The 18,109-nt window shown below is 43.4% G+C and carries 14 protein-coding genes; 7 read left to right on the top strand and 7 right to left on the bottom strand.

Going from position 1 to position 18,109, the window contains the following annotated elements:
* Nucleotides 1-114: 114 nt before the first annotated feature.
* Both JJQ94_RS15720 and JJQ94_RS15715 read left to right on the top strand, forming a co-directional pair.
* Nucleotides 115-507 (top strand): BlaI/MecI/CopY family transcriptional regulator, encoded by a 393-nt coding sequence (locus JJQ94_RS15720; protein ID WP_099029268.1) that lies wholly within the window; start codon nt 115-117, stop codon nt 505-507.
* Nucleotides 507-2,120 (top strand): M56 family metallopeptidase, encoded by a 1,614-nt coding sequence (locus JJQ94_RS15715; protein WP_099029267.1) that lies wholly within the window; start codon nt 507-509, stop codon nt 2,118-2,120. The genes JJQ94_RS15720 and JJQ94_RS15715 overlap by 1 nt, the downstream gene beginning before the upstream one ends.
* Nucleotides 2,121-2,178: 58 nt before the next feature.
* On the opposite strand, the gene JJQ94_RS15710 is transcribed toward JJQ94_RS15715, so the two are convergent.
* The 3 genes from JJQ94_RS15710 to JJQ94_RS15700 all read right to left on the bottom strand — a co-directional run bounded on the left by JJQ94_RS15710 (nt 2,179) and on the right by JJQ94_RS15700 (nt 5,871).
* A complete protein-coding gene (locus JJQ94_RS15710; protein WP_099029266.1) occupies nt 2,179-3,072 on the bottom strand; it encodes an ABC transporter ATP-binding protein in 894 nt (297 codons plus the stop codon).
* A complete protein-coding gene (locus JJQ94_RS15705; RefSeq protein ID WP_099029265.1) occupies nt 3,069-3,875 on the bottom strand; it encodes an ABC transporter permease in 807 nt (268 codons plus the stop codon). Before JJQ94_RS15705 ends, JJQ94_RS15710 begins: the two co-directional genes overlap by 4 nt.
* A 175-nt stretch (nt 3,876-4,050) precedes the next feature.
* Nucleotides 4,051-5,871 carry a M2 family metallopeptidase gene (locus JJQ94_RS15700; protein ID WP_099029264.1) on the bottom strand — a complete coding sequence of 607 codons (1,821 nt, stop codon included), beginning with the start codon at nt 5,869-5,871 and terminating at the stop codon, nt 4,051-4,053.
* A gap of 362 nt (nt 5,872-6,233) precedes the next feature.
* Here JJQ94_RS15700 and JJQ94_RS15695 point away from each other — a divergent pair, with 362 nt between their 5' ends.
* On the top strand, nt 6,234-8,504 hold the full coding sequence (locus JJQ94_RS15695) for an acyl-CoA dehydrogenase (protein WP_099029263.1): 2,271 nt from the start codon (nt 6,234-6,236) through the stop codon (nt 8,502-8,504).
* A 75-nt stretch (nt 8,505-8,579) separates the two neighbouring features.
* On the opposite strand, the gene JJQ94_RS15690 is transcribed toward JJQ94_RS15695, so the two are convergent.
* The gene (locus JJQ94_RS15690; protein WP_099029273.1) at nt 8,580-9,029 is read right to left on the bottom strand and encodes a hypothetical protein; all 450 of its coding nucleotides are present in this window, start codon (nt 9,027-9,029) and stop codon (nt 8,580-8,582) included.
* Between the two features lie 116 nt (nt 9,030-9,145).
* On the opposite strand from JJQ94_RS15690, the gene JJQ94_RS15685 reads away from it, so the two are divergent.
* Nucleotides 9,146-10,132, top strand: a complete 987-nt coding sequence (locus JJQ94_RS15685; protein WP_099029262.1) for a WD40 repeat domain-containing protein — start codon at nt 9,146-9,148, stop codon at nt 10,130-10,132.
* A gap of 53 nt (nt 10,133-10,185) precedes the next feature.
* Here JJQ94_RS15685 and astB read toward each other — a convergent pair whose 3' ends face one another.
* Complete coding sequence (gene astB / locus JJQ94_RS15680) at nt 10,186-11,526, bottom strand: N-succinylarginine dihydrolase (protein WP_099029261.1); 1,341 nt, start codon at nt 11,524-11,526, stop codon at nt 10,186-10,188.
* 271 nt (nt 11,527-11,797) lie between these two features.
* Here astB and JJQ94_RS15675 point away from each other — a divergent pair, with 271 nt between their 5' ends.
* The 3 genes from JJQ94_RS15675 to JJQ94_RS15665 all read left to right on the top strand — a co-directional run bounded on the left by JJQ94_RS15675 (nt 11,798) and on the right by JJQ94_RS15665 (nt 15,106).
* The gene (locus JJQ94_RS15675) at nt 11,798-12,409 is read left to right on the top strand and encodes a pyridoxine/pyridoxamine 5'-phosphate oxidase (protein WP_099029260.1); all 612 of its coding nucleotides are present in this window, start codon (nt 11,798-11,800) and stop codon (nt 12,407-12,409) included.
* Between the two features lie 90 nt (nt 12,410-12,499).
* On the top strand, nt 12,500-14,395 hold the full coding sequence (locus tag JJQ94_RS15670; protein WP_099029259.1) for a DUF294 nucleotidyltransferase-like domain-containing protein: 1,896 nt from the start codon (nt 12,500-12,502) through the stop codon (nt 14,393-14,395).
* A gap of 24 nt (nt 14,396-14,419) precedes the next feature.
* Nucleotides 14,420-15,106, top strand: a complete 687-nt coding sequence (locus JJQ94_RS15665) for a 3'-5' exonuclease (RefSeq protein WP_099029258.1) — start codon at nt 14,420-14,422, stop codon at nt 15,104-15,106.
* 61 nt (nt 15,107-15,167) lie between these two features.
* On the opposite strand, the gene JJQ94_RS15660 is transcribed toward JJQ94_RS15665, so the two are convergent.
* Complete coding sequence (locus JJQ94_RS15660; protein WP_099029257.1) at nt 15,168-16,742, bottom strand: BCCT family transporter; 1,575 nt, start codon at nt 16,740-16,742, stop codon at nt 15,168-15,170.
* Nucleotides 16,743-17,439: 697 nt separating this feature from the next.
* A complete protein-coding gene (locus tag JJQ94_RS15655; RefSeq protein ID WP_010378611.1) occupies nt 17,440-18,105 on the bottom strand; it encodes a CoA transferase subunit B in 666 nt (221 codons plus the stop codon).
* Nucleotides 18,106-18,109 lie beyond the last annotated feature (4 nt).

Genomic DNA, 18,109 nt, shown 5'->3' with positions numbered 1-18,109 from the left:
CATGTAAAGGTTTCACCTTCTGTGTCCCACCAAAAATTTCTAGTTGACTTCATGGGTACTAACAACTACATTTGTAGTGGTTTAAAACTACAAATGTAGTAATAGAGGTGATAAGTGAAACTAAGTGAATTTGAATTAGACGTGATGAAGTTACTTTGGCAACAAAATGCATGTACTGCCAGTGAGCTTCATAAATATCTTCTTGCAGATGATACAAGAGCAAAAAAAGTGGCTTATAACACAGTCAAAACAATCGTAGATCGACTAGAGCAAAAAGGTGCGGTCGAGCGCTGTGGTCAGCAGGGGAGGTCAATCGTCTATCAAGCAAAAGTGACTCAGCAAGCGCTTTCACAGCAGGTTACACCGCGTTTTATGGATCGCTTTTTTAAAGGCAGTTCACGCAGCCTGATAGCTCATTTCATTAAAGAAGAGAGTTTAGACGATGATGATATTGAGTATTTACAAAACCTACTTAAGAGCAAAAAACAGAAGAAAGAGAGCGACTAATGTTTGATTACTTACTCACCGCAAGCTTGCTCAGCATGTTTAGTTTGACTAGCTGCTATTTTCTGAAAACTGCGCCTGCACGAACGCGCTTTTATGTGTTGGTAGTAGGGTTATTGAGTTGGTTAATTCCATGGCAGCAACTTTCCCCACCCCCTTTTTTAATAAATCTCGAGCTTTACACTATTGAGGTGAGTTCTATTTCAGACTCAGGGTCAACTCCACCGAACAGCATCAAGCAAACCACTTTGCAAACCGAATCAAACTGGCTTTCTGGCTATACCATAAACCAAGCGTTTTCAAATTTGTTTGTATTTCTGACAGTGGTAGGTGGAGGATTATTTCTAGCGAGAGTACAGTCGTATAAAAGGTTGCTAAGTGGCATAGAAAAAGGTGCCTACATCAGTGAAGAGCATCAATATCTACACTCGTTTTGCACCGTAAAATTTACAGAATTGAGTACCCCAGCAATTACGACAGGCCCATTACAGCACACCATTTGGTTAGATTTTAAGATGAAAGGTCGACCAGAACTCGATTCCGTGATTGAGCATGAGTTAACGCACATCAGGCATAAGGACACATATTGGTTATGGCTAATATGTGCGACTGAAAGCGTCTTCTTTTGGAATCCACTCTGTTTGTTGTTAGCAAATTTGGCGCGACAACAAATCGAACTCAGCTGCGATGAAAGCTGTATGGAAAAACTGAGTGATAAATATAGATACGATTTGGCCAGCTTACTGTTGTCCGAACATCAATACCGGTATGAACATGTGTCATTAGGTCATTCAGTATTAGCCGTATCTCACTCGAAAAGTTTCAATATTCAAAGAGTTAAAACACTAAACAAGGAAAAGAAAATGAAATTATCCCACTTAATGATTATCACGGCGGCGCTGTCTTGTAGTGCCTTAGCTGCTAACCAAATCGTCTCTGAAAAGCAGGTAACACAAGGAGCTAGTAAACAAAAGAGTGAAAAGTCAGCGCGATATCAACAGCAATTGAGGGAGCTACTCGCTGGGGCGAAAGGTGCGAAATCGGATGATGAAGCAAAGCTAACAGCAGCGGTTTCACACATTTTAAATTGGCATAGTAACCGCGGTTCGTTAAATGGTTTTGAAGAGCTGGATATAAAAGTAAAAAGCTTTACCTTGCTCGACCAAACCTATCATAAGCTAGGTCAATACGAAGCAATCTTGACCGCTTACAATAATTGGTTTCCTGAAGGCTCTACTCAACCGCCATTTTTAAAAAACAGATTGGCATCAGCTTATATGCACCTTGGGCAATATCAGAAGGCAGCAGAGCAACTAGAGAGTTTATCTGAAAAAATGCAAAGTCGCTTTCAAATCGGTAGCGCTACTGATTTGGCACGCGCCTACATTGAAATGGCAGACTACGATAAAGCATTAGCTGTATTAAACAGTGATGTTGTAACCAGTGCTGAAAATCAAACATATCAAGATATCCTAAGATACTATGCATACGAAAAACTGAATAACCAAACAAAGGTGAACGAGTTGAAAGAGCGTTTACCAGCGGATTATGCGAAAACGCCAGCAATATTACCTCGTTTACCTCGACCAGGTTCTTTGTTACTGGCGAAGTTATAAATCATTTAAGAAAGCCTGTAAGATGCAGGCTTTTTTAATTTACTAAACTAACCGTGCGCTAGCCGAACAGTTCATCTTCTAGTGTTTTACCGTTAACTAAAGACTTGTAACGCCAGCCTTGTTCACGGCAAAGCCTGAGTACATCAATATCAACCTGTTGGCCGCTACGATACTCAATAAGCAGGGCGCCACTGGCATTTACCGTCACCTCTTCAACGCCTTGTAAGGTCCTCAAAAGCGCTATGTGACTACTGGTGCCAGACTCTTTAAGTTTTACAGTCAGCGTGGCAAGCTCCGTTTCTTGGATGCGGTCAACAGCGGTTAATTTACCATGCTGTAAATGTAATACCTGATCGCACAAATCATCGAGTTCTACTAAATCGTGTGAACTCAAAATAAAGGTCGTTTCAGATTGAAGCCTTTTTACTAGGTTTCTGATCTCACGAGCATTCACGGGATCTAATCCAGCCGTGGCTTCGTCAAGTAGTACAATTTCAGGCTTTGAAAGTAGCGTTTGGGCAATACAGATACGTTTTCGCATGCCATGAGATAACTCATGAGGTTTGGCGTGATAACAGTCTTTGAGGTCGACAAGCTCAAGCACTCTGTGCGTTTCACTCTCGGCCGCTTTCGCATCTAAACCTTGAAGTTGTCCGTATAAACGTAGCTGATTACTGACAGAAAACCTTGGATCAAGCTGAGCATCCTGTGGAAGTGCCGCAAGTCGGCCAAAAAGCGCAGCGCTGCCAGGCTTGTAGCCCAAAATTTGAACACTGCCAGCATCGGCATTTAGATATCCGCAAAGTGTGCTAAAAAGGGTGGTTTTACCCGCACCATTCGGGCCGACAAGTGCAATGGGTGAACCTGCGTTTAGGGTGAAAGATACGTTATCTAGTGCGCGCTTTCGTCCATATGCTTTCACTAAATTATTAACTTCAATAATGCAACTCATAGCGCGCGCCTTCTTAATAGTTCACAACTAATTGCAATCAATACGAGGCTATGCAGCACCGGTGTAGCAAAGCGAGTGAGGTTGATATTCTGTGCGATGGTTTCTGAGCCTTGGAATCCAGGAAAAAGATAAAAAAGGTACTCTGCGTAAGGGCTGTACTCAAGTGCAAAAGCGACCAAAGTGGCGAGTGTTAAGTAGGTCAAAATCGCGTAAATCATGCTCATTTTGCTTGAGTTAGCAAAGTGATTAGCCACAGACATCAGGGCAATAAAAGGTGCAGTAATAAGCGTTAGCTCTAAAACAATTAATGTCGCTCGGGTAAGCCCTGTGAGCCATAAGCTTGGGTCGCGCACCACCATTAATATCCAAGCACCTACAGCAGAAATCGCTATGAGCAGCAACGTATTGAATACCTGTCCAACAAAGCGGCCAACAACAATTTCCGCGCGAGATGTGCGCAGAGTTAGAAATCTCAGTGTGCCGCGAGTTCTATCTTCTACGGTTTGATCTGCGCTTGAAAAGATCACAAAAAGAGGAAACAAAAAGATTGACCAAACTAAGTACAGTGCAAGTTCCATTTCAGGCCACTGGGCAATACGATGCATACCAACGGCGCCGGAAAAACTCTGGATCATATTTTTGAAGTTGGGGTCGCTGACAATGGATACCGCCTCTGCAATGGCGTAGCGCAAAATGGCATACCAAACCAAAACAAATGCGGCGATGGCTATCCATCCGCGTTTCGTTGCAAACAAGCGTTGCAATTCAAAGATGGCTATTAGGCCAATTCTTTTTATATTCATAAGGATCCTTGCAAGTGACAACACAGACTTTCACCGCTAGAGCGGTAGGCTGACTTTGATTTGAGCGTATATGATTGGCGCTAAAAAAGGAAGTTACTGAACTGTAACAAAATTAAACCAATAAAAAACGGGCACGATTGAGTGTGCCCGTTTTTTAGCCTGTATTTGCTAGCAATTACCAGCCGCAATTACGGCCTTTGTTTTGCTCATCTAGGTATTTTTGCAATGGTGCAAAGTAGTCAAGTACTGCTGTTGCATCCATTTCATCTTTACCTGTTAGCGTTTTAAGTGCTTGTTGCCAAGGTTTGCTGCTGCCCATTTCAAGCATGGCATTTAAACGCTCACCAGCTGCTTTCGAGTTGTAAACAGAACAGCGGTGAATGGCTTCTTTGCTGCCAGCAATTTCACAAAGTGATTTGTGGAACTGGAACTGCAAAATATGCGCTAGGAAGTAACGAGTGTAAGGTACATTACCTGGTACGTGGTATTTTGCACCTGGGTCAAAGTCATTTTCAGTACGTGAAATTGGTGCTTTAACACCTTGATATTTCTCTCTTAATTCCCACCATGCTTGGTTGTACTCTGCTGGAGAAATCTCACCAGAGAATACTTTCCAGCGCCATTGGTCGACAAGTAGACCAAATGGAATAAATGCAACTTTGTCGAGTGCCATCTTCATCAATAGACCGATATCTTTTGACTCATCCGGTACGTTATCCAACAAACCAATTTGCTTTAAGTAGCCAGGTGTTACAGATAGCGCGATAGTGTCGCCGATAGCTTCGTGAAAGCCGTCGTTGGCGCTTTCTTGGTAATACACAGGCTGCTGATTGTAGGCACGTTGATAGAAGTTATGGCCTAGTTCATGGTGGATAACTGAGAATTCTTCACCTGTGCGTTGGATACACATTTTGATGCGTAGGTCGTCTTTGGCATCTAAGTTCCAAGCTGATGCATGACATTGTACGTCGCGATCTTGTGGTTTAATAAATAAAGAACGTTCGTAGAAAGTCTCAGGTAACGGGGCAAAACCCATAGAGGTGAAGAACTTTTCTGCACCTTTTACCATTTTGATTTCGTCGTAATTGTGTTTAGCCAGTAGCGCCGTTACATCATAACCCGGATCTGCGTTTTCTGGTGCGACTAAGTCATAGATATTGCCCCAGCTTTGTGCCCACATATTGCCAAGCAAATGTGCAGGAATAGGCTGGTCTTGAGGCACTTTATCTTCGCCATATTTATCACCAAGCTTGGCTCTAACATGACAGTGCAGCGAATCGTATAGCGGCTTTACTTGGTTCCAAGTACGGTCAAGTTCTTTTGCAAAGTCGTCCGCTGGCATGTCGTATTTACTACGCCACATTGCGCCCGTGTCTGCATAACCAAGCTCATTTGCACCTTCATTGGTAAGTACCACTTGCTTTTCATAGAGTGGACGCATCGGCTTCGACACTTCACGCCAACCTTGCCAGATGTCTAAAAGCTCTTCATAGTCGCGACTATTCGCCATCTTAGCCGTCATGTCGCCAAGGCTTAGACAAGTGCCATCATCTTTACAGTATTTGCCCTTGCCGTACATACCATCAAGCTCTGCAGTGAGCTTTGCAAGTTCCGCTGTTTTGTCAGCATCTTTTGGTGCTGGTAGTGTTAGGTTTAGCTTCAATTTGTCAAGTTTGCGGCGGGTATCTTCGCTTAGCGTCAAGCCATCAAATTGTGCTGCTTGGTTAGCAAGCTCTACGAGCGCAGCGGTGTATTCCTCATTCACGTCCGCAGCAAGTGAAGCGGTGTCGTGAGTAATAAAGTTTGCATAAATCCAAGCTGAGCGGCTAGAGCGGAAGTTAAGGTCAACCAGCTGTTCTGACGCCTTATCTAAAAATGCAACTGCATCGGCTTCTGATAGCGCTTTATTTGTAGTTTCAGTGGATTTGCAGGCAGAGAGTGCAAAAGTACTGGCAACGATGAGTGCGCCAACACTTAACTTAAATCTTGGTTTCATAGGGTTCACTTGTTGTTTTAATTAATACACGAGCCGACTTAACGCTAGACGGCATTTTAGTATCTATAGCCAGCTACACTAATTGGGTTAATTGCTAAAAATCAGCAGGTAAATTAATCCAATTAGTATTAGTCGTATGAACAACTAATCGTAGTGAGCGCGGCTTTTTCGCGCAGCAAAGCATCATTTTTTGCTGTGGTGGCAAGAATAATAGCAGGACGACTTTAAAACGACAATTTTGCGATGGACAAACAATGAGATGCGAGCGCAGATAAAAGTTGAGTTAGTGTGATTATTAACCATAATTAAGGCAGTCAATTGTATCAAAAGGCCGTATTTGAAGCCTGCAAAAAGGAGTGCATATGACTTTAGTTTTATTGGTGATATTGGCAATTGTGGTGGTATTTTGTGTCCGTGATATCAGGGTTAAGTTGATCACTAAACCGCTCTTTAATTATTTCAAAACGTCATTACCTGAACTCTCCCAAACCGAGCGAGAAGCGATGGAAGCGGGGAGTATCTGGTGGGATGGGGCGTTGTTTTCAGGTAAACCGAATTGGCGAAAGTGGCTGAGTAATGATAAGCCAAAGTTGAGCGATGAAGAACAGGCATTTATAGATAACGAATTACATACGCTGCTGAAAATGCTTGATGAAGAAAAAATATCTGAGGCTCAAGACCTGCCTGAAGAAGTTTGGCAATTTTTAAAAGAAAAGGGTTTTTTTGCTTTTATTATTCCAAAGGCTTTTGGTGGTCGGGAATTTAGTGCTCAGGCGAACTCCACCATCGTTGCAAAAATAGCCAGCCGTAGCTTGTCTACGGCAGTGACCGTGATGGTGCCAAATAGTTTAGGCCCTGCGGAGCTGCTGCTTCATTACGGTACCAATGATCAGCAGAATACTTGGCTGCCAAAGCTTGCCTCCGGTGAGGCGCTACCTTGTTTTGCATTGACCTCTCCAGAGGCGGGATCGGATGCTGGTAGTATTCAAGACTTTGCGATTGTGTGTGAGCGTGAATTTGAGGGAGAAAAGCAAATTGGACTTGCGGTAACTTGGCAAAAACGATACATCACGCTGGCGCCCGTCGCTGATGTATTAGGACTTGCGTTTAAGGTTTACGATCCGGATCAATTGCTTTCAAATAAAGTAGAGCTTGGGATCACTTGTGCACTTATTCCGACTGCACATGAAGGCGTAAAAACTGGAGATCGACACAACCCGCTGGGGCAAGCCTTTATGAATGGTACAACCAGTGGTGAAGATGTTTTTATTCCAATGGCTTGGGTGATAGGCGAACAGGCAGGTATCGGGAAAGGGTGGCGCATGCTGGTGTCGTGTTTAAGTGCTGGGCGGGGGATATCTTTGCCTGCACTGAGCGCGGGAACCGCTCAATTAAGTGCCAGAGCGACTTCGGCTTACGCCGGTGTCCGTCGTCAATTTGGTGTACCTATCTCTGCCTTTGAGGGAGTGCAAAGCGCGTTAGCCAGAATTTACGGCTATAGCTATCTCATTGAAGCGGTGAGACAAACCACTGCGTTAGCAATTGATTTAAAGCAAAGTCCTTCGGTAGTCACTGCGATTGCCAAGTATCATCTGACTGAGCATGCAAGGGTGGCATTAAATGATGCGATGGATATTCATGGCGGCAAAGCCATTCAAATGGGGGAAATGAATTATCTTGCCCACAATTATATGGGGATGCCGATTTCTATTACCGTTGAGGGCGCCAATATCTTAACTCGAAGCTTGATGATTTTTGGTCAAGGTGCAACGCGTTGCCATCCTTTCATACTGAAAGAAATGAGTATCGTACAGCAAGAAGATCAATTAATCGCATTGAAAGAGTTTGATGAAGTGCTTTGCAAACACTTGCAACATACCTCTGTGAATGGGCTTAAGGCGTTTTTTAATGGCTTCACACTTGCGCGTTTCGAACGTGCGCCAGTTAGTGGTGATGTGGCGGCGTATTACCGACGCCTAACATGGTTGAGCCAAGCGCTTTCTGTGTATAGCGATATCGCTATGTTAAAGCTAGGCGGTTCACTAAAACGTAGAGAAATGCTCTCTGCAAAATTAGGAGATGTCCTGAGCTTTCTTTATATCGCCTCGTGCGTATTAAAAAAATACGAAGATGATGGCCGTCAGCAAGGGGACTTACCGCTGGTAAAGTTTGCCTTAGATCACTGTCTTAACGAAGCAAGTAAGGCTATTTATGCATTTTGCGATAACTTTACCGCAGCACCTCTGGCATTTTTGTTAAAACGTTTGGCGTTTCCTGTTGGTAAGTGGCTCAAAGCGCCAAGCGACAAATTGGCGGTGCAGGTATGTAGCAATGTTTCTGATCACAACTCGACCCGAGAACGTATCTCGCATCTGTGCGCCGTGGTAAAACACTCTGCGATAGATACGGTTGAGCATGCTTATTTACTGGAAAAGGCGCATGCTCCACTAATGGCAAAATATCGTAAGTGGTGTAAACAAAATAGCGTGAAACTGGTGGGTAAGACATTGAATGAAAAGCTTAGTATCGCAATGGACGACAAGGTGATTGATGATAAGAGTTCTGAAACCATCTTTTGTATTGAAACGCTGGTTGCAAAAGCGATTGCTGTTGATGCAAAAGCGCCCAACTAATTTGTCGTGACGAGGATATTGGCTAATTTGTTAAAAAAAGCCCCGACAACGGGGCTTTCCTTTCTTATTCTTGAGTTAACGTGCAAAGGGGTCGGCTAGTACCTTGTCTACGTACCATTTGCCTTTTTTGCGCACCATACTGACACTACGCATGTCGTCTACTTGCTCACCGTGGAGCTGACCTGTAAAAATTAAATTAATTTTTGCGCTGTCGCCATACTGTTCGCGCAGACTTTGATTGGTCATATCAACTTCTATGGTGACTTCATCGTATTGCATATTCACTAAATTTCTGGCGAATTGCGACGCAGTACCGTAAGAGCGCATGATACGCGCGTGACGGGGAGTGGCGATTTTCATTGCAGCGTCTAAATCTTTTTGATTATAGAGTGCGTCAAAATACATTGTTGCGGCATATCCAGGAGTGTCCTTGTCACCACTGACATTATCCTCTGAGCCGCACGCTGAGAGTAAAATCATTGCGGCTAAGGCAACGAAAGCTTGCTTAATAAGTGACTTTGTCATGCTAAAATACATCATATGCAGTCTAAAATTATTCACAATAAGTTAAGTTTGTCTGCTAACGGCCGATATGTAAAGCCAGTAAATGAAATAAATGTATTATGTGCTAAGGGTTTAAGATGTCTCGTTTAATATCACTAGCTTGTTTCGCTTTATTTTTAGTAGGGTGTGGATCGCAGCCTGAAATTAGTAAAGGGGTAACAAGCCAGCTGACGCAAAATGGCATAATACTTGGATACTTTTCTAAAGATGGAAAGTGGAGCGTAACATTAGACAGTAATGCTGAAATCCATATTTATGACAATGCCAATCAGTCTGTCATATTCTCAGTACCCAAAGACAAAATAAAAACACCAGTCAAAGAAGTTTTATTGTCAGATGATAAGGAAATGCTCATCGTGGCAGGTGAAAACCTTATCTCAATTTGGTCTGTTCCAAAGCAAAAGTTGATAACGAACGTACCTTTTGCAGGGGTGAGTCCACTTGCTTCAATCTCTGCTTTAGCGCTTTCCCATAACAATCAGCGTTTGCTTGTTGCGATGGATGATGGCTCACTCAATATGGCGGATCTATTCACTAAGTTAAACAATCGTTTTATGCCACATACTCGGCCAATAGAGCACTTGGCATTTGATAAAAGTGGCGACTATTTTGTTACAGGCGCACAAGATGGGTTAGTTGCCCTTTGGCAATTTGCCTCACCAGAACCTTTATATGAGCATCAATTTAGTCATCGTGTTACCAGTTTAACAGTGAGCCATGATGGCAAGCACTTATTCGTCTCTGATGGGTTGAATGCGCAACATGTACTAGACTTTGAGTCTGGAAAGCAGCTCAGTGAGCTAAAGTATATGGCCCGTTTTAAGATGTTTAGAAAGGCCAAGTTTATTTCTGACTCAGGCTTACTCGCGACATCATCGTCAAAGTCTCATCTCTCTATCTGGCGCTATGAGAGCGGGGAAGAATTAGGTACTTGGTCTATTCATACTCAGAGTGAGGGGGCAACGGTAGTCGATATGTTTGTCCCAAACCCAGACACCTTAGTAACGCTAAATAGCGACGGTATGCTTGAGACGTGGGCAGTTAATGTACTTGCTAAAAAGTAAGGGAGTGAAAGCACTCCCTTTATTAATTGCAGTTCGACAAGCAAAACTTGCAATTAGGCGCGTTGGAATTCGTATACGCTACCAAGATTGAGTAATTGCGTGAGTTCATCCAGTGCAGCATAGGACTCTTGCAGTAGGCCCGGATCAGCTAAATCCTGCTCTGTCACTTTATCGCGATAATGTTTATTGACCCACGCGCTTAGTTGAATAAATTTATCTTCACTCATCATCACTTCTGGATTTACCGCTTTTAGCTCAGCTTCATTGAGTGCTACACGTAATCGCAAACATGCAGGCCCACCACCATTTTGCATACTTTGGCGTAAGTCAAAAAAGCGTACTTGCGAAATCGGATTTTTTGCACCGAGCATATATTCGATATACGCAGCAACGTTATCATTCTTCGCACATTCTTCCGGTGCAACCAGCATCATCTCGCCGGATGGCAAGGTGATCAATTGTGAGTTAAATAAATAACTTTTTACTGCGTCTTCAACACTCACTGCATGCGTCGGAACTTCTACAATATGCAAAGGCTTTTCGCCGATATACGCTTGCCTAATTTTGGTTAGACTGGAGGTTTGATCAATAAAGGCTTGATCATGGCAAAACAGCACATTCTCATTGCCCACCGCAATAACGTCATTATGGAACACACCTTGATCAATCACATTTGGATTTTGCTGGATAAAAATTGCTTGCTTATCATCTAATTGATGTAGCCTTGCAATCGCTTGACTTGCTTCTAATGTTTGTCGAGCAGGATATTTAGTAGGACCCTTTATATCGCTGTTAAAGCCACTTGAACCGTACACAAATAATTGTAGACCTTTACTGCCATGGCTATCGGCGAGGCGAGTGTGGTTCGCCGCACCTTCATCGCCAAAAAAAGGCTGCTCAGGCAAATGCTGGTGATGTGCAAAATATTGCGCATTGGCGAACATAGCTCGAAGTAAATTCGTGGTGGTTTCTGGCTCTATTGAACGGTGGAATTTGCAGTTTAAATTGGCACTTGTGAAATGTACTTTACCATCGCTGGAATCAATAGAAGGCGATACAGTCGCCGCATTTGCCGTCCACATTGCAGAGGCAGAGTAACAAGCTCGAAGCAATATAGGATCGTGTTTATACGCTTTTTCAAGTACCTGTGCATCGGTGCCTGAAAAGCCAACGCGGCGTAGTGGGGTTAAACTCGGGCGTGCATGAGGTGCGAATACCCCTTGTTTTAGACCAATATCATACATTGCTTTCATCTTTTCAAGACCTTGCAATGCCGCTTCTTTTGGATTAGAGACACTGGTAGCATTAGAAAGTGACGCGACATTACCATAAGATAATCCGGCATAATTATGTGTTGGCCCTACTAAGCCGTCGAAATTGACTTCATAAGTCATGAGTGCGGTTCCTGTTGCGAATAGTTATAGATAACTAGTATGAGGCGGTTTCGCTGGTTTTTAAAGAGATATAAATCAAAAATAAGAGGGTGGCTTTTTGCTTAAAACTTAATTGTCTTTAGCTTTACTACTCAGGTTAAAGGGTGAACTCGCTGTACCTTCTGATATTGCTGCTGATAAGTTCTAGCAGTATGCTCTTAGGCATTACCGCGTAAAACAAATACAGTCGTGGAATAAACTGTCAGCTAACGCGATGGCTAGAAGTAAATCGATGAAAACGGTAAAAATAGATGGGATCACAATAATGAATAATCCAATAGAAAAGTTTACATCCTGGTGGCAACAAGCTCTAAAAAACAATCCATTAAATCAGCCCAATGCGGTATGTGTCTCAACAATTGATGAAAATGGGTTTCCTACAGGTAGATTTGTTGATTTGAAAGCGGTTAATGAGGGTGGCTTTGTATTTTGTTCATATTTCGATTCTGCGAAAGGCAAGCATTTAGAAAATGTTCCTAACATCGCGATGACAGTTTGGTGGGATCATGTTGGGTATCAGGTCCGTATTGTTGGCATAGCAAAGAAGATTTCAGATACAGATGCGGATACATATTGGCAAGGGCGCTCTAGAGATGCTCAGCTAACCACAACGTCATTTAACCAAAGTGCAATAATGCGAGATCAAAGAGATCTGACTGAAAAATTAAGAATTGCGGAATTAAGATATAGTACGAATCCAATTCCAAGGCCCGAAAATTGGGGCGGCTATTGCATCAATCCTGTTTCCATTGAGTTTCTCACTTTTGCCGAGACTCGGCTACATCTTAGAGAGTCTTATGAGCGTAGTGGTGAACAGTGGAAAAAACAATGGCTGCAGCCTTAGTTTATTACCCTAGTTAAGCCTGCTTTCATTGCAAATTTATCCCTCGTTGCCCACAATAGGGTTAAATTCCTTTTTATATCAAGGCAAACCATGGAAGTTGAACATCAGGAAATTGCCAATTTTTTAGTAGCTTACCCGCCATTTTCGGATTTGCCTCAAGAGGCACTACATAAACTCGCAAGCCAAGTCGAAGTAGGTTATTACCGAGCGGGCAGTGGCATTTTGGAATATGGAGAGCAGATCACTTACCTGTATGTGATCCGATCTGGTGCTGTCGAGCTATATCGGCGATCAGGCGAGTTATACAATCGTATTTCTACAGGAGGGATCTTTGGCCAGCGTGGTTTATTGATGAATCGCAAAGTTCGTTTCGGCGCTCAAAGCCTTGAAGATACGTTGGTTTACTGTATTCCTGTAGGCATTTTTGATGAGTATTGTGATGTTTATGAAGCGTTTGCTGATTATTTTGAAGCTGACGATAATGCTAGACTAAAAATCACGGTTTCTGAGCAAGCCGACAGCAATGATTTAACCACGGCCAAAGTGCGTAAACTATTGCTACGCGATGTGGTATACGTTGAACGCAACGCCACGGTACAGCAGGCAGCTAAAGTGATGGCAAAAGAGCATGTGTCATCACTACTTATCTACGATCCCGAGAAACCTGTTGTCGAAGATCCAGATGAAGATGATGGTCAGGTGGTTGGCCTTATCAGTGACAGAGATCTTCGCACAAAAGTAGTCGCTGAGGGGCTAGATTATCAAACTCCGGTCTCTGAGATCATGTCGACCGATCTTATTATTGTTGATTCCAATGCCTATGTCTTCGAAGCCATGATGCTGATGCTAAGAGACAATGTGCATCATTTGCCCGTTGTACATAAGCGTAAGCCGATAGGAGTGGTCGCGCTATCCGATATTTTGCGCTACGAGTCTCAAAGCAGCTTATTGTTTGTTAGAGGATTAATGGACCAGCAAAGTGTTGAAGACTTGAGTAGTTACGCCAAACAACTTCCCGCAATTTTTACTCGTATGGTGAACGAAGATGCCAACTCACACATGATTGGTTCTGCGATGTCGATTATAGGCAAAACGTTTAAACACAAGTTACTCGAACTCGCGGAAGCAAAATTAGGCCCGCCACCAATCCCTTACTGCTTTATTGCCCTTGGTTCAATGGCTCGGGACGAACAATTAATTGTGACCGATCAGGATAATGCACTGATCTTGGATGACAGTTATCAACCCGCTGAGCATGGCGCTTACTTCGAAAAGCTGGCGAAGTTTGTGTGTGATGGTCTAGCTAATTGCGGCTACAAATATTGCGATGGTGGGATCATGGCAAGCAATCCTGCTTGGCGTCTAACTTATAGTCAATGGTTAGCACAATTTGAAGACTGGATAGAAAACCCAAGCCCTGAGGCATTACTCAATAGTTCAATTTTCTTTGATTTGGAAGGCGTATGGGGTGAAACAAAATGGGCTGAGAAACTTACTGCTTTTATCAGTAAAAAAGCCAAAAACACCCCGAAATTTTTGGCCGCGATGGCGCATAATGCGCTAAGAAGAACACCGCCTTTGGGCTTTTTTAATGGTTTTGTCCTTGAGCAAGACGGTGAGCACAGGCGCTCGATGAACATTAAGCGCCGTGGCACAGCACCGCTTTCAGACTTGGTTCGAGTGCATGCCCTTGGTGTTGGCTCTAAAAAACAAAACTCCTTTGAACGATTAGAAGATATTGACGAGGCAAATATACTGCCAAAGGGCAAAGTGTTAGACTTGCAAGCTGCGCTTGAATACATCGCCATCATGCGTATTCGTCACCAAGCATGGCAAATTGAGCAGGGCGAAAAGCCCGATAACAGCTTGCCACCAGAAACACTCTCTGATTTTGAACAGCGTAATCTTAAAGAAGCTTTTGGCGTGTTAGACAAAGCACAGAGCTTTTTAAAGTTTCGCTATCAAAACAAATCCATGATGAAGTAGTGGTGTAACATGCAAGGCGAGATTATGTCATGGCCAAATCGCTTTCAGCATTTGGTAGAAACGTCGAAAGACCCGAGAATTCAAGCATTTTACCAGCAAGGCGTGGTAGATCCTTACCAGCAATTGAGTCAGTGTGAGTTTGTTGCCCTTGATTTTGAAACTACAGGGCTCGACCCAAACACCGATGACATTGTGAGTGTCGGCGTCGTGCCATTTGATTTACGACGGATCCGCTTGGCTCAAGCGAAGCATTGGCTAGTCAAGCCAACCAGTCCGCTGGCTGAGGAGTCTGTGGTACTGCACCGGATCACACACTCACAAGTCGAAAGCGCGCCAGATCTGCAAGATATTCTTGAGGAAGTGTTTGCTTCGTTGCACGGCAAAGTCATTGTGGTGCACTATCAGTTTGTCGAGAAGTCATTTTTCAATTCTGCGCTAAAAGCAAGATTGGGTGAGGGAATTGAGTTTCCAGTAATAGATACGATGGAAATTGAAAAGTCAGCGATAAACAACGCCAGAAGCTGGCTCGATAAGCTCAAACGTAAACCCATTCCTTCGGTACGCTTAGCTGACTGCAGAAAGCGCTATGGGCTTCCTTATTATCAGCCACATCATGCCTTGTCCGATGCGTTAGCAACGGCGGAGCTATTTCAAGCTCAAGCTCAATATTGTTTAGACCCATCAGACATGGTGAAACGCTGGTGGAGCTAAACCCAGATAACAAAAAGGCGGAGCATACAGCAAGCTCCGCCTGTAATGAGATTAACGGCCGTTAGCTTTTAGGCTCAGTTCTAAGCCCGAGGATCAAACTTACACACATTAGTAGTAGTACAAAAGTAAACGGTAAACCTGTTGAGATAGCACCAGCTTGCAGTGCTTCAATTGCTTCTTTACCGCCGATCCACAGTAGTGCTGCCGCAATTGCACCCTCAATACTCGCCCAGAATATACGTTGTGGTACTGGGGCATCTATTTTACCACCAGCGGTAATACTATCGATAACCAAAGAGCCAGAGTCCGACGAGGTGATGAAGAAAACCAGTACAAGTACAATCGCCGTGAACGAGAGTAAATCGCTCATCGGTAGGTTTTCAAACATTTGGAACATCGCCAGTGGCACTTCAGTCAAGCCATCAGTACCTAGAGCGCCAATGCCATTTTTTACCTGATCGATAGCAAGGCCACCATAGATTGACATCCAGATCACGGTTACCAATGTCGGGATTAATAATACTGCGGTAATAAACTCGCGTATGGTGCGACCCTCAGAAACGCGTGCGATAAACATACCGACAAACGGTGACCAAGAAATCCACCATGCCCAGTAAAATACGGTCCAACCTTGGAACCATGCTTCATCTTCACGACCATGCGGATTACTCAGCGGAATGATGTTTTCAACGTAGGCCATTAAAGTCGTCGGAATATTACCCATGGCAATCGCAAAACCTGCAATTCCAACGAATACTAATAACACAAATGCAATTAACATATTAACGTTACTAAGTAGCTTTACACCGCCATCGATACCGCGAACAACCGAAATAATCGCAAGGGCAGTAACGCCCACAATCACGGCAATTTCCAGACCGAGACCTGCTTCTATGCCAAATACATGTTGGATCCCAGCACCAGCTTGCTGTGCGCCCAGGCCAAGTGACGTCGCTAGACCAAACAAGGTAGCGAGAACAGCGAGGATATCGATGATATGGCCAGGCCAACCCCAGGCTCTGTCTCCCAAAATAGGATAAAAGATTGAGCGAATAGAAAGCGGTAACCCTTTATTGTAGGCAAAAAATGCTAAAGAAAGCGCGACAACTGCGTAAATCGCCCATGGGTGTAAACCCCAATGGTACATGGTTGCACCCATAGCAAGTTCTGCCGCTTCTGGGGTGTTAGCTGCAACATTCAATGGTGTTTCATACCAGCCTGTATAATATGCTACAGGCTCAGCAACGCCCCAAAACATCAGACCAATACCCATACCTGCTGCAAATAGCATCGCCAGCCATGACGCCCGAGTGTAGCTTGGTTTAGCGTTTTCACCACCTAAACGAATTTTACCGTAAGGCGATAAAACGAGCACCAAACAAAAAAGGATAAAGAAATTACCAGACCACATAAATAGGGCATCAAAGTTACCTATGATATCCCACTTTATGCCGTCTAAAGTGGTTTTAGCTGTGTTTGCATCAACTAATAATACGGCGACTAAAAACGCCAGTATTAATCCTGCACTTACACCAAATACAGGGTTATGTACATCAAACCCCCACTTCTGAACATTGTCTTGTCCAACGGTGTAGTCTGTATTATCGATGCTGTACTTATCGTGGTGATTGCCCATGATATCCTCTTGTTGTTCTCATCGTGATACGACACCAAGCTGATATACTGAATTAATTGCTAGACAATGGTTGATAACAATTCGACATAAACTAACTACGCAACAAAGCAAAATGTAATCTGGCTATTAATGCTGATCACTAGCGGCTTAGAATGACTTTATCAGCCATAAAATATGCTAGCCATAAGCCACAAAAACTACTTAGTCTAGTTTAGATTATTTAGCGTATTCATTCGATTTATGCGTTTCAATCACATCAGCCGAATGACTATCTAAATATATGATGGGTTTATGTTAGTTACAGCGACAGTATACTGCCTCAATACTTGTAATTAAGATAAACCAACCGAATCGTTATGCTACTAAGCTATGGTATCAATATATTGTGTCAACTTGATATTCAGTCGATGCTTCAAAGCAGCAACTTTTTAGTTTTAAGTTGTACTGGCAGGTGAATATTCAACGCCAACCAAAACTATCTCTACTAGTTTAGGGGGTGAGATTGAAAAGTAAATGGCTACTGAATTTTTTATTTAAAAATCATCACATTCATCAACTAGACATGAAGAGTGATGTAGAGTAAAGAGTTTTCCTTTGATGGGATGTGAAAAAAACCCCTCTTGCGAGGGGTTTTGGGTAACTCAGCGCCTTTGGCACTGGGAATGAGGTCGGTACATTTGTAAGTTAGGGTGGTGTCTTACGACGCCTCAAACTGCATTTCAGGGATCTCACCGTCGACGATAAGTTTGCCTGCAGTTTTGCTGATTATTTCATCAACACTAACACCCGGTGCGCGTTCTAGCAAATGGAATGCGCCGTCTTTTACTTCTAACACAGCTAAATCTGTTACGATTTTCTTTACACAATTTACGCCGGTTAGCGGCAATGTGCATGATTCAAGCAATTTAGAATCGCCGTGTTTACTAGCATGGGTCATGGTCACTATGATGTTGCGTGCACCAGCAACTAAGTCCATTGCACCACCCATGCCTTTGATTAATTTTTTCGGGATCATCCAAGACGCGATATTGCCTTGTTGATCAACTTCAAATGCACCTAGTACCGTCAAGTCTACATGACCACCACGGATCATGGCAAAGCTTTCCGCACTATTAAAAATTGCTGCACCTGTCGCTGCTGTCACGGTTTCTTTACCCGCGTTGATCATATCGGCATCAACTTGGTCTTCGGTTGGGTAGGGACCCATACCTAACAAGCCATTTTCCGATTGCAGCATCACTTCGATGCCTTTTGGCACGTAGTTAGCCACTAAGGTTGGAATACCTATGCCTAAGTTAACGTAGTAACCGTCTTCAAGCTCTTGCGCCACGCGCATCGCAATTTGTTCACGATTTAAACCCATGATT

Origin of the sequence: Pseudoalteromonas sp. GCY, from assembly GCF_016695175.1 — a bacterium.
Lineage (GTDB): Bacteria > Pseudomonadota > Gammaproteobacteria > Enterobacterales > Alteromonadaceae > Pseudoalteromonas.
Note: the sequence above shows the minus strand (reverse complement) of the source record. Positions and strands in the feature narration are given on the sequence as shown.

Bases quoted from the DNA above. Each gene is read 5' to 3' on its own strand.
- JJQ94_RS15715 (WP_099029267.1), top strand. From the start codon at position 507: ATGTTTGATTACTTACTCACCGCAAGCTTGCTCAGCATGTTTAGTTTG.
- JJQ94_RS15710 (WP_099029266.1), bottom strand. From the start codon at position 3,072: ATGAGTTGCATTATTGAAGTTAATAATTTAGTGAAAGCATATGGACGA.
- JJQ94_RS15705 (WP_099029265.1), bottom strand. From the start codon at position 3,875: ATGAATATAAAAAGAATTGGCCTAATAGCCATCTTTGAATTGCAACGC.
- JJQ94_RS15700 (WP_099029264.1), bottom strand. From the start codon at position 5,871: ATGAAACCAAGATTTAAGTTAAGTGTTGGCGCACTCATCGTTGCCAGT.
- JJQ94_RS15695 (WP_099029263.1), top strand. From the start codon at position 6,234: ATGACTTTAGTTTTATTGGTGATATTGGCAATTGTGGTGGTATTTTGT.
- JJQ94_RS15690 (WP_099029273.1), bottom strand. From the start codon at position 9,029: ATGACAAAGTCACTTATTAAGCAAGCTTTCGTTGCCTTAGCCGCAATG.
- JJQ94_RS15685 (WP_099029262.1), top strand. From the start codon at position 9,146: ATGTCTCGTTTAATATCACTAGCTTGTTTCGCTTTATTTTTAGTAGGG.
- astB (WP_099029261.1), bottom strand. From the start codon at position 11,526: ATGACTTATGAAGTCAATTTCGACGGCTTAGTAGGGCCAACACATAAT.
- JJQ94_RS15675 (WP_099029260.1), top strand. From the start codon at position 11,798: ATGAAAACGGTAAAAATAGATGGGATCACAATAATGAATAATCCAATA.
- JJQ94_RS15670 (WP_099029259.1), top strand. From the start codon at position 12,500: ATGGAAGTTGAACATCAGGAAATTGCCAATTTTTTAGTAGCTTACCCG.
- JJQ94_RS15665 (WP_099029258.1), top strand. From the start codon at position 14,420: ATGTCATGGCCAAATCGCTTTCAGCATTTGGTAGAAACGTCGAAAGAC.
- JJQ94_RS15660 (WP_099029257.1), bottom strand. From the start codon at position 16,742: ATGGGCAATCACCACGATAAGTACAGCATCGATAATACAGACTACACC.
- JJQ94_RS15655 (WP_010378611.1), bottom strand. From the start codon at position 18,105: ATGGGTTTAAATCGTGAACAAATTGCGATGCGCGTGGCGCAAGAGCTT.